The sequence below is a fragment of the uncultured Thermosynechococcus sp. genome, assembly GCF_938074695.1.
In the GTDB taxonomy this organism is placed as follows: domain Bacteria; phylum Cyanobacteriota; class Cyanobacteriia; order Thermosynechococcales; family Thermosynechococcaceae; genus Thermosynechococcus.
The window spans coordinates 22,660-34,488 of record NZ_CALJEM010000007.1 but is presented as its reverse complement, the minus strand read 5'-3'; the positions used below and the strand labels follow the sequence as shown (position 1 = coordinate 34,488).

Below are 11,829 nucleotides of genomic sequence, written 5' to 3'. Positions count from 1 at the left end.
TCTCAAAGTCATCCCCCACTTGATCCCTTAAAATAGCTTAAAATAGACAATCTCAGTAGAAGCTAAAAGGAATTACTGTCCCGGTGTTTGGGGAGTCGGTGATTCTGCCGGCGATTCTGTTGGTGCTGGATTCTCGGTGTTACCTCCGCCCCCCCCGCAGGCAACCAGTGTTGTGGAGAAACCAACTAAAATTAAGCCTAGGGCAGCAAGCTTGTAAAGAGATTTCATAAAACTCCTCACGTCAGATGATTGATGATTGGGCAAGAATTGGACAATTCTTTTGTATCAAGTTTGCTAAAGAATGACAACTCCTAGGCCGCCCTTAGGCAAAAAAGAAGTTAGAACGAGAAGCTGCGGGAGTGCCGCCGAACTCCAGAGGTGCCTATGACCACGGAGCGGCTCCAAAAAGTCCTTGCCCATTGGGGAGTGGCCTCACGCCGCCACGCCGAAATACTGATCCGCAGGGGTCAGATCCTTGTGAACGGTCAGCGGGCACAGTTGGGGGACAAAGTCGATCCAATGCGCGATCGCATTGAATACAGAGGACAGCTCCTGAACCCACCCCGCCCTCCCCAACGGCTCTATCTGCTCCTCCATAAACCCAAGGGGGTTCTCTGTACCTGTCACGATCCCCAAGGTCGCCCTACCGTTCTGGATTTATTACCTCCTGCCTATCGAGGGGTAGGGGGGCTTCACCCTGTGGGTCGCCTCGATGCCGACTCCAGTGGTGCCCTACTGCTCACAAACGATGGGGCGTTCACCTACTATCTCAGTCATCCCCGCCATCACATCCCGAAAACCTACCGCGTCTGGGTACAGGGACAGCCGCCAGCAAGGGTGCTCCAACAGTGGCGAGAGGGGGTTCTCTTGGAGGGGAGGGTGACGTTACCCGCAGTGGTTAAGCTCCTGCGCAGTGAGGGCGATCGCTCCCTCTTGGAAATCATTCTGCATGAAGGCCGCAACCGCCAAATTCGCCGTGTGGCTGCACAACTTGGGTACCCCGTCCTTTCCCTACACCGGATTGCGATTGGCCCGATTCACCTAGGTAATCTTGCCCCGCGCGCCGTTCGTCCCCTTAGCCGCCAAGAGTTGGCTGCCCTCCCTAAGCCGCCTACCCCCCTGTCCACTCCAGCAAGCTTTGTCAAAAACAGGTCTTGAACAGGTTGTGGCTCCCCCTTCCGTTAACCTCAAACTCTTGATGTTTGGCAAGGTATCTATCGTACAATCAAGCTGCATATTGAGGATACACAAGATGGATACGGCGATCGCAACGATTCGTGCCCGCGAAATTCTCGACTCGCGGGGGCGTCCCACCGTTGAAGCAGAAGTCGAACTAGATTGCGGCATTGTCGGACTTGCCCAAGTTCCCAGTGGTGCCTCAACGGGAAGTTTTGAAGCCCATGAACTGCGGGACGGCGATCCGAAGCGCTACGGTGGCAAGGGGGTACTCACCGCGGTTGAAAACATTGAAACAACAATTCTCAGCGCCCTCGTGGATCTCAATGCCCTTGATCAAGCCTTCATTGACCAATGTTTGTTAGAACTCGATGGCAGTGAGAACAAATCCAACCTTGGTGCCAATGCCATTCTTGCAGTCTCCTTAGCGACGGCCAAAGCGGCAGCCGAATATCTCGGTTTACCCCTCTACCGCTACTTGGGGGGGCCGCTAGCCAATGTGCTCCCTGTGCCGATGATGAATGTCATTAATGGCGGCGCCCATGCAGCCAACAACATTGACTTTCAGGAATTCATGATCATGCCCATTGGTGCTCCCAGTTTTCGGGAGGGGCTGCGCTGGGGGGCAGAAGTCTTCGCAGCTTTGAGTAAGGTACTGGCGGACAAAGGCTTACTGACTGGCGTGGGGGATGAAGGGGGCTTTGCTCCCAATTTGGACTCTAACCAAGCGGCCTTGGATATTCTGCTGCAGGCTATTGAAACGGCCGGCTACGCCCCCGGCACCGATATTGCCCTTGCCCTCGATGTGGCTGCCAATGAATTTTATGAAGATGGCAAATATGTGTTTGAGAAGACCAGCCGCACGGCTGCGGAGCTAATCCGCTACTACGAAAACTTGGTGAGCAACTATCCCATTGTCTCCATTGAGGACGGATTGCAGGAGGAGGACTGGGAGAACTGGGCACTCCTGACGCAGACCCTTGGCGGACGCATTCAACTGGTGGGGGATGACCTGTTTGTCACCAATCCCAAGCGCTTGCGGCGGGGGATTGACAATGGCGTGGCCAATGCCATCTTGATTAAACTGAACCAGATTGGTTCCTTAACCGAAACGCTGCAAACCATTGATCTGGCCACGCGCAAGGGCTACCGCTCGGTCATTAGCCACCGTTCTGGGGAAACAGAGGATACGACGATTGCGGATCTGGCGGTGGCGACTCGTGCAGGTCAAATTAAGACGGGTTCCCTCTGTCGCAGTGAGCGGGTGGCCAAGTACAATCGCCTGCTGCGCATTGAAGCGGAATTGGGAGATCAGGCGGTGTATGCGCCCACGGTGGGCTTGGGGCCGCGCTAGGTGAGTCGTGCCCGCAAACGCTTTGGCCAGCATTGGCTGCGCAGTGAATCGGTTTTAGCCCAAATCATTGCAGCGGCTGAGCTGCAGGCGAGCGATCGCGTGCTTGAAATTGGTCCGGGTCGGGGCGCCCTCACTCGTCCCCTCCTCGCCAGCGGGGCTGAAGTGGTTGCCGTCGAACTGGATCGGGATCTCTGCCCACGGCTGCGGCAGCAGTTTAGGGGTGAGCGGTTTCAGTTGATTGAGGGGGATATTCTGCGGCTGGACTTAACGCCCTTGGGATGTAACAAAGTGGTGGCCAATATCCCCTACAACATCACAGGGCCATTGCTGGGGCATCTGCTCGGCAGTATTGCCCAACCGCGACGCCCCCCCTTTGAGCGGTTAATTCTACTCGTGCAAAAAGAGATTGGCGATCGCCTGATGGCGGCTCCCGGTAGCAAAGCCTACGGCGCCCTCTCGGTACGGGTGCAATTTTTGGCCACTTGCGAGAAGGTGTGTGCGGTACCCCCCCGCGCCTTTCAGCCGCCCCCCAAGGTGGAGTCGGCAGTTATCCGTTTGTGGCCCCGCGCCGTACTCCCAAGGGTGCGATCGCCCCAGTGGCTGGAAATTCTTCTTAAACAGGGCTTTGCCACCCGCCGCAAGATGCTTGCCAATGCCCTGCAGTCTCTGGTGCCACCGCAGCAGGTGCGCCAAGCGCTTCTCCAGTTGGGGCGGGATGCCAATAGCCGTGCCGAAGCCCTGAGCTTAGAGGATTGGCTAGCGCTCAGTGAGGTTCTGCAACGCCAGCAGGAGCGGCCGGCCTCCTAGCCCCCCACAGGTGACAGCCCCAAGGGTATTGCCGCTGCTCAACGAAGGGTAACCCTACTCTCCTCTGGAGAATTCGGCTGAGTTGAAGGAAATGGCGGCAAGCGATCGCCAAAAATAGCGGTGCCAATGCGTACCATCGTTGCTCCGGCCTGCACCGCAAGGGGATAGTCTTGGGTCATGCCCATGGAATACTCCTGCCACCGGAGATGTTGCCATGGTTGGGTACTGAGGGTTTCTCCCCAAGCTCGCAATTCTTGAAACACCTGCAATTGTTCGTTAGGGGACAGCCCTAGGGGCAAAATCGTCATCAGACCATAGCAGCGCAGATGGGAGAGGGCATCCAGTTGGGGCAGAGCAGCTTCGAGTTCTGATTTTTCCCAGCCGTACTTTTGGGGATCGGGGCGAAGTTTTACTTGCAACAGACAGCGAGGACTGGGGGTACCCGTTTCCCTGAGAACGGCGTTTATGCGCTCCGCTAATTGCCAGCGATCAACGGAGTGAATCCAGTCAAAAAGTTGCAGCGCCTGCCGTACTTTATTCGTTTGCAGGTGGCCAATCAGATGCCACGTGATGTCTGGCAGGTCTGCCAATTCAGCCCGTTTCTTGGCAGCTTCCTGTACGCGGCTTTCCCCAAAATCCCGAAGGCCCGCTTCGTAGGCAGCACGGATGGCAGCCGCCGGCACAAACTTGCTCACAGCAATCAGGCGGACATGGGGAGGCAGCGTTGATTTGAGGTGGGTGGCGCGATCGCGAATTTCAGCAGCGGATAACACAGGCAACTTGCGGGTAAGGATGCTTTTTGATCCTAAAACTCTGTTGCAAAAAGTGAAACCGTGGCCGGATTTGCAGTCCCCTTGACTAGGCTAGAGGGTAGAATTCAGAACGATTCTATGGCTGTGCCCCTCCAGCTCTCCCTTGGCCTCATCGGTTTACTGGCTCTCGGTACCGTTTTAGCGGGGAAGGTGCTCTCCCTAGGAGAAAGTTTTATGTCCTCTGCCCAAGGTCAACCCACTTGGGGGATTGAATCAACTCCCATGCCACCCCGTAAACCCGAACCCCCATCGCGCGTTTCTGTGGCCGACTACGATCGCTATCGCCAAGTGATTGAGCGCACCCGCAGTATGATCCACAATCCGGAGGCACAGCGACTGGCTCAACAGTATGGCTTAAATATCCTTGACATTACATGGGAAGACACCGCCCGTTACCACAATTCTGCCGTAGGCCCCAATATCAGTGACATGACCATTCAAATCCAGCAGTACAACCCACGCACCAAGGGGTATGAACTGAGTCTGATGCCGGTAATTCGCTTTCCGAACTTTACGGATCGCACAGCGGATATTCCCCTTGAGCGCTTCTTTATCCTTGTGGGGAATGAAAAGGGGAAACCCCTGCAACGGGTGAACCTTAGGGAATTTCTCGGCAACTTTCGCAACTATCTCCACAACCCGCGATCCTGGGCAGGGAATCGTCGCTCCCTTTTGGCCGATCGCGATAGCCATGTCCTCGTGAGTGCCCAAGCCTGTTTTCTACCCATTCCGCCCCAAGGGCAGGCCACCTTCAACCCCGTCCTTTTTAACTACCAGAGCTACGCAAAAAATCCAGCGGTGTTGGCGATTCTCGTCACCCGCCAAGGCACCAGTGCCACCGTCATTGACAACCAGCGGGATGCCTTTGAAGCGGGGCAAACATGGGGGCAGCGACTGTTTTTCAACAAAAATGGCGAACGGGCGAGCCTCGTGGGACAGCGTGCCCGCGACTTTGGCGTCAGCAGCGGCCAAGGTGAAATGACCTCCGCCCAAGCGGAAGCCGCAGGGATGAATATGGTAATGCTCATTCAAGTGCCCCTAAAGCAAGCACCCCGGCCACGCCTGCCAATGCCAATTTTCTCGGTACCAGAATCAAAATTGATGGAAGGGATGTCCACCGCCGCTCGCTCTAATGTGGAGGCTGCGGTGATTAGCCATGGCGAGGTGGAAGGCCCCTTTACCGAGATTGACGGTCTGCCCATCGAGCGGGATCCCCGCTTCCCCATTCGGGTCACCGTGCAATTTTACAAGGCCACCGACAATGGCGTTGTCTCTGCTGCGGATATGCGGCAGATCACCGAGCAAATTGCCAAGGCCTATAGCAATGCCGACTATGTGGGCAGCCTTGTGATTGATGGGGATACCGGCCGACCTACAGAATACATGGGGAGTAAGCAAGAACCCCCTTGCCTAGGAATTCCTAGCCCGTGTTGCGCATGCCGGCTGCTATCCCGTTGATGGTTAAAAGGGCGCCCCGCAGCAACTCACCCCGACCATAGCGGGAGCGGAGAATTGCGCCAGAGGTGGTTTGGCTGTTGTGCTGACGCAGCCGTTTCAGGAGAGAGACCTGCAGGAAACCCAAGGGAACAATAGTGCGGTTGCGCAGTTGCACCGATCGCTGAAGTGCTGGATCGCCGTCCAATAGCCGTTGATGTCCGGTAATTGTAAGTACTAGCTCTGTTGTCAGGCGATATTCTTGAGCAATCTGGTCATAAAGACGAAAGAAGGCTTCACGGTTTTGGGGTTGGCTGAGTTCCTGGACGTAGTAGCGAGCAATTTCCAGATCCACCTTGGCGAGGGTCATCTCAACCTTGGAGATCACCATGCGAAAGAAGGGCCACTTGTAGTAGAAGTAGCGCAACAAAGATAGATGCTCAGCGGGTTTTTCCTCAAGAAATTCCTTCAGAGCAGTGCCCACCCCGTACCAAGCCGGCAGCAGAAAGCGAGTTTGCGTCCAGCTAAAGACCCAAGGAATTGCCCGCAGACTCTCAAGGGTTTTCTTGCCCTCCCGCCGCGTTGGCCGTGAGCTAATTTGCAGTTGGCTAATTTCTTGGATTGGGGTGACTTCGTTAAAGAATTCAATGAATTCTGGCTGCTCATAGATGAGATGGCGATAGCACCGGCGCGATCGCGTAGCCAGTTCCTCCATAATCTCGTGCCAAGGCTCAATTTCGTCAATGCTACTGCGCAGCAAACTGGCTTGAATCACCGCTGTGGCCACCGTTTCTAAGTTAAAGAGGGCCAATTCCGGCAACGAGTATTTAGAGGCCAGCACCTCTCCCTGTTCCGTAATCTTGATGCGTCCTTTAATCGTTTGCTCTGGCTGCGCCAAAATTGCCTCGTAGGCAGGGCCACCGCCACGTCCTACCGACCCCCCTCGACCGTGAAAAATCCGCAGTTGGAAGCCAAAACTTTCGGCAATTTTTTGCAGCCGTTGTTGTGCCTTATAAATTTCCCAGTTGCTACTCAGGAAGCCCGAATCCTTATTGCTATCGGAATACCCCAACATCACCTCTTGGAGAAAGGGGGTGCTGTGGCTGCCCAAGTAGCTGCGGCAAAAGGGCAGAGAAAAGAGTTGCGTCAGCACCGCTGGGGCATGCTTGAGATCCTCCACCGTTTCAAAGAGGGGAATTGCCTGCAGGGTACTGGTCCCTGTGGCGGGATCAAAAAGCCCGGCCTCCTTGGCAAACAGGAGCACTTCCAACAGATCACTGACCTCATGGCTCATGCTGATGATATAGGTATTGCACAGATCCGTGCCAAATTCCTGTTGCAGTTGCCGCACCATGCGGAATGTTTCAATGATTTCATTGGTGCGATCGCTAAAGGGGAGTTCCCCCGGAATCAAGGGGCGACGGGTCGAAAGTTCACTGAGGAGCCAGCGCGTGCGCTCGGTTTCCGAGAGTTCCGTATAGGGACAGGGGAGAATCCCCAAATAGGCGGTAATTTCATTGAGAGCTTCAGCGTGACAGGTGCTTTCCTGCCGAATATCGAGGGCAGCCAAATTAAAGCCAAAGACCTCCACTTGGCAAATCAAATCATCCAGTTCACGGCAGGTGAGTCCTGTTTCTTTCAGGTTCCGCTGAATGAGCAGAAGTTCTGCCAAGAATTCCTGACCATGGCGGTAAAACTGCCCATTGTTTAGCTCTTCCGCCTCATTGCGGCGAATGCAGTAGGTTTGCAGTGCCCGGTTGCGATCGCGGGTATTTTGCAGTCGTTTGAGCACATAGGTAAGTTTGAGGCGATAGGGTTCCTGCCGATAGCGCACCGCATACTGATCATAGATGCTGGGCAGTTGCCGTTGATCCTGCTCAAGGGAATCCAGCAAATCCGGGAGCACATCGCACCAGTGCAGGGACAAGCTCAGCAGGTTGATTAACCGCTCAACGGACTTAATGTACTCCTCTAGAACTAAATTGCGCTGATAGCAGGCCGTTTGCCACGTAACTTCTGGTTTGACATAGGGATTGCCATCGCGATCGCCCCCCACCCAAGAGCCAAAGCGACAGAAATTGTGACGGGGTGGCTGCAAGTAAGGAAATGTTTCATGCAGCGATTGCTCAAGGCGGCGATAGAGCTTGGGAATAACAGCAAAAATCACCTCTTTGAAGTAGTGAAGGGTGTATTCCACCTCATCGAGCACCTCGGGCTTAAATTGATGCAGTTCATCGGTGCGCCACCAGAGGCGAATTTCTTCCATTAGTTGTGCCCGCAGGGTTTGGGCGTTCCAGTCCGTCAGGTGAGGAGAAGCCCCCTCGAGCACATCGAGTTGCTCCAATAGGCGGGCAACCCGGCGCTGTTTATCGCGAATCGTTTGCCGCACAATCTCCGTCGGGTGCGCCGTGAAAACCAGCTTAATGTCCAGTTGATCCAGCAGTTGTTGAATATGGCGCGGTGGCACATTCAGCATGTGCAGCCGAGGGAAGAGCCACGCAAAAGAACCATACTGCTGGGTGGCGGGAATGGCTTCATAGAGACTATGCTCTAGGCGCTCACTCAGACCACTGCGCACACCCGTTGCATTAGCAGCCGTATAGGACAAGGGAAATCCTTCACCACTTACACCGGAAATGGGTTCGCTCATGACACTGCGGGGTCGTCGTCGCTCTTGCGCCGCCCGTTCGCGATTGTATTGTTGTTCGTAGTGCTGCTCAACAATGTTGATAATTTGAAAGTAGAGGTTAAAAGCACGGGCAGCACGAATTGCTTGATTTAGCTCGAGGGATTCAATGACCTTCAACAGTTCTCCCTCTGGAGGATGGAGGGCATGGCCTTCGGGTGAAGAAAGGGCACCCAAGCGCCGCAATAGATCAACTAATTCTTGACCGGATTCTGCTGTTAAGACATCCACCAAGACCTCTTCCACCAGTCGCAAACGTTCTTGTAAGGTACGGGCTGCTAAGCTTTCACTTTCAATCAAGCGATCGCGATTGGTCACATCGAGGACTGATGTCATATCTACCCCAGTCTGCAAGCATAATACTCCCTACTTTACCGAATCCTGATGCAGCAAAATACAACAATTGATAACAGCGTTGTTAAGGATTCGTTAATGTTTGTAATGTATTTCTAGTCTTTTTTGCTACTCAGAATCAGTTCCAGGTGTTGCAGGCGATCGCGAACCCCATAGTTCACTAAGGTAATACTTTGCAGACGTTCCAACCCGCCCCCACTGACGCCATTGAGGTACTGTAGTAAAGGCCAGCGTTGGCTCAGGGGGGCAAATAGCTGTGGCCAATGGGCATAGACCAGCCCATGAACCCCTTGCTGCTGTCTCAGGAGACTTTGCGGTAGCCAAGCCCCCTTTTTATTTTTATTCCGGCCAGGGGACAAGACCGAGAGAGAGGAGGCAAGGAGTAGGCGATCGCCCTGTTGCTTATAGGCCGCTGCCACGTCGGACACCACGCCTTCACTTGTCTGGGGGGCAAGCACTAATTTCACCCAAGCGGTTACGGCTTCTTGATTCAACACCAAGCGGTTGACCTCATAGCCATTGGCACGGGCAAGATCCTCCAGTTGCCGCAGCAGGGTTGGCGTTTCTGGGGTATTGCGCGTCTGCCACGCCCATTGCCACTGCTCATCAGCTTGGTGCCAAAGGGTAAGACTAAAGCGATCCCTAGCCAAAGGGAAGATTTGTGTCGTCAAATCCACTGGTATATCTGCTGTTAAATCCCGCAGCAGCCGGCTCGCAATATCATCCCCTTGGGGAGTTTTGCCAAAGCGGTAATCCGCCAAAGCCTCGGTGAGTTGGCTATAGCCCTCTGGCAAGTGGGAACCCGCAATCACCAGCGTCGGCATCGGTTCTTGGGCACGCAGGAACTCGAGGTCAAGGGGAGCAGAGATCAGTGTCGGGTCACCGATGCGGTGCAAAAGTGCTTGCAAATGCAGCTCCTTGTTTTGTGCCTTCATGGCAACCAGCAGGCGATCATAGGTGGGTGCCAAGTCCCGATTCTCAAGACTTAGGGATTGCAGGTTGGCGTAGTAGAGAGCCGTAGATTGAGCCTCTAGTTGAGGGCGAGCCTGTTGATAAAAGGCCAAACCCGCCAGATTGCCATCTTCGGTCACAGCCGACCCTAAGCTCGCGATCATGGTCTCCACATCCGAAGCGAGGAGCAGGCGATCGCCTAGCCGTGCTGTTACTAAGTCCTTGCCCACTTGGAGGGAAATATTTTGATAGACTTGCGCCTCAAAGGGATATGCCTGCCAGTAGGTTTCCAAAAAAGCCGTTGCTGCTTCGGGACGCTTCAGGGGCAGAATCCACAACTGTCGGGGAGTTTGGCAGACCTCAGGGCAGGGCAACTGAGCAACAGTCACTCCCTCTCCCACCCAGGCGTTTATTTCAGACCACGACCAGCCCCAATGAGCAAGTTGCGATGTCCAAAAACGCTCCCAAAAAAAACGCAGGAGATCGCTACCGGGACGTTGATTGAGCTTGAGGACACTCTGGGCTTGGCGGGGGACAAAGATCAGGTCATCGCTATCGGCAGCAAAGGCAGGCTGGCCACAGGTTAGAACCAACCAGCAGAGGATGAAGACCAAAAACAATGACCATAGCGATCGCCGGTGCAGTTGCATCAGTGCCCTCAATGTGGCAAGCCAAACTAGCGGTTGGTGACCGTGGCCGCATCCCGCGAGGTCAAGCGCTCATAGATGGCGCGCATTTTCAGCCCTGTCAGCACTTGGAACAGCCCCGAACCATTATCAGAACCCGGATAATCACGGTGCTTCAGCAACAGTTCTGTCACTTCGCCATAGTGCTTGGTGGAGGTGTTGCTGAGGTGACTCTCGATATAGATCAGTTCATCGAGTTTTTCAAAGCGACCGTCCACTTCTAACACCGAAACAGGATGGCCATAGTATTCATCAGGTCCGTAGCTGAGGCGAATGCCTGGGTATGAGCAGGTGAGCTTACGACCGCAGGGAATCCAAGTAATTGTCGAGCCTTCATCAAAGAGATAGACCGGCTCAAAGCCGGGGACGCCTTCCCGCTGCAGCATTCGTACCCGTAGGATGTTGCCGACCTTCTCCTCTTTGACCAACTGGGTCGGCAGAATTTGCAGCACAATGTCGGCGTACTGCTTTTGGGGATCGACATAGGCGATGAAGTCGGGGCGGCGGGCATTGATAGAGGCAATCACATCTTCGTAACTATGACCCCGCTCGGCCATGTCTCGCTTGATTTTCCAAGCAATTTTTACATCATCACTGATGTCGAGATACACACTGAAGTCAATGAGCGATCGCACCCGCTCATCATAGAGGGGATGCAGCCCTTCAATCACAATCAGATGGTTGGGATCAACTTTCTCTGGCGGATCAATTGTCCCCGTTTCGTGGTTATAGATGGGTTTCATGATTGATTCGCCATTTTTAAGAGCCTTGATCTGCTCATACATCAAATCAAAGTTGTTGGCGCGGGGATCAAGAGCCGTAATCCCCATTTCTTTCCGCTGCTTGCGATCCAGACTGTGATAGTCATCCAAACAAATCACAGTCATAAATTCTTCGCCAAACAGATCGGCCAGTCGGCGCAAAAACGTTGATTTACCACAGCCGGAGTCTCCAGCAACGCCGATGAGAACCACACGGTCTGGCTTCCTGCTCATAGCTGACGATTCCCTTTGCTCGTAGAAGTGGACATCCCCTAATGGGGTGGTTCAGTATTCCCTTAACTGATATTACAAGGGTGGTGTCCCTCTGTGATAGTTTTTGTGCAAAAAGAGGAACATTGCCGTCCCCAGAGGAAATCAGCAGTTGCCCTAGAGGAGAGTTTGGGATACACTGATAGGTTGCGAAAGTTAGTCCTAGGGATTACCATGGCCTGCCCCAAGAAGAAAACCTCGAAGTCTAAGCGCAGTATGCGCCGTGCGGTCTGGAAGCGCCAAGCTGCCCTCCAAGCTCAACGCGCCCTCTCGATTGGCAAGTCTATTTTGACGGAACGTGCCCGCGGCTTCTACTTCCCTGAAGCCGAAGAAGAGAACGAAGAGGAACAGGAGTAATCTATGGCTACGCCCACAGAGCCAAGCCGCACCCCAAAACTGGAAACCCCCAAGTACGGCTTTAATACGTTTGCGGAGCGGATCAACGGTCGTGCTGCAATGGTTGGCTTGGTAATTCTTTTGCTGTGGGAATATTGGACAGGGGAGGGCTTGCTCCACTGGTTGGGCTGGGTTTAGAAGG

Annotated in this window: 10 protein-coding genes; 6 read left to right on the top strand and 4 right to left on the bottom strand. The window is 54.2% G+C overall.

Translation table 11 applies throughout. The features are described from left to right. Nucleotides 1-384: 384 nt before the first annotated feature. From Q0683_RS01255 to rsmA, 3 genes are all read left to right on the top strand, one after another. Nucleotides 385-1,158 carry a pseudouridine synthase gene (locus Q0683_RS01255; protein ID WP_298615508.1) on the top strand — a complete coding sequence of 258 codons (774 nt, stop codon included), beginning with the start codon at nt 385-387 and terminating at the stop codon, nt 1,156-1,158. A 94-nt stretch (nt 1,159-1,252) separates the two neighbouring features. Further along, the gene (gene eno, locus Q0683_RS01250; RefSeq protein WP_298615510.1) at nt 1,253-2,530 is read left to right on the top strand and encodes a phosphopyruvate hydratase; all 1,278 of its coding nucleotides are present in this window, start codon (nt 1,253-1,255) and stop codon (nt 2,528-2,530) included. After that, nucleotides 2,531-3,337: a 16S rRNA (adenine(1518)-N(6)/adenine(1519)-N(6))-dimethyltransferase RsmA gene (gene rsmA / locus Q0683_RS01245; protein WP_298615513.1), complete on the top strand. Its 807-nt coding sequence runs from the start codon at nt 2,531-2,533 to the stop codon at nt 3,335-3,337. A gap of 38 nt (nt 3,338-3,375) precedes the next feature. Here the strand turns inward: rsmA and Q0683_RS01240 are convergent, their stop codons facing one another. Next, nucleotides 3,376-4,110 (bottom strand): YggS family pyridoxal phosphate-dependent enzyme, encoded by a 735-nt coding sequence (locus Q0683_RS01240; RefSeq protein ID WP_298615515.1) that lies wholly within the window; start codon nt 4,108-4,110, stop codon nt 3,376-3,378. A 117-nt stretch (nt 4,111-4,227) separates the two neighbouring features. Here Q0683_RS01240 and Q0683_RS01235 point away from each other — a divergent pair, with 117 nt between their 5' ends. Further along, entirely contained in the window at nt 4,228-5,607 is a 1,380-nt protein-coding gene (locus Q0683_RS01235; RefSeq protein ID WP_298975860.1) for a hypothetical protein, read from the top strand. Here the strand turns inward: Q0683_RS01235 and ppc are convergent. The 3 genes from ppc to Q0683_RS01220 all read right to left on the bottom strand — a co-directional run bounded on the left by ppc (nt 5,570) and on the right by Q0683_RS01220 (nt 11,255). Next, the gene (gene ppc / locus Q0683_RS01230) at nt 5,570-8,605 is read right to left on the bottom strand and encodes a phosphoenolpyruvate carboxylase (RefSeq protein ID WP_298615521.1); all 3,036 of its coding nucleotides are present in this window, start codon (nt 8,603-8,605) and stop codon (nt 5,570-5,572) included. The two genes, Q0683_RS01235 and ppc, sit on opposite strands and share 38 nt — an antisense overlap. A gap of 113 nt (nt 8,606-8,718) precedes the next feature. Then, nucleotides 8,719-10,224: a DUF3352 domain-containing protein gene (locus tag Q0683_RS01225; protein ID WP_298975858.1), complete on the bottom strand. Its 1,506-nt coding sequence runs from the start codon at nt 10,222-10,224 to the stop codon at nt 8,719-8,721. A gap of 26 nt (nt 10,225-10,250) precedes the next feature. Further along, nucleotides 10,251-11,255, bottom strand: coding sequence for a phosphoribulokinase (locus Q0683_RS01220; protein WP_298615525.1), 1,005 nt, complete (start codon nt 11,253-11,255; stop codon nt 10,251-10,253). A 210-nt stretch (nt 11,256-11,465) separates the two neighbouring features. Here Q0683_RS01220 and Q0683_RS01215 point away from each other — a divergent pair, with 210 nt between their 5' ends. Next, nucleotides 11,466-11,648, top strand: a complete 183-nt coding sequence (locus tag Q0683_RS01215; protein ID WP_298615527.1) for a 50S ribosomal protein L32 — start codon at nt 11,466-11,468, stop codon at nt 11,646-11,648. A gap of 3 nt (nt 11,649-11,651) precedes the next feature. Beyond that, nucleotides 11,652-11,825, top strand: coding sequence for a hypothetical protein (locus Q0683_RS01210; RefSeq protein WP_298615529.1), 174 nt, complete (start codon nt 11,652-11,654; stop codon nt 11,823-11,825). Nucleotides 11,826-11,829: the final 4 nt, after the last annotated feature.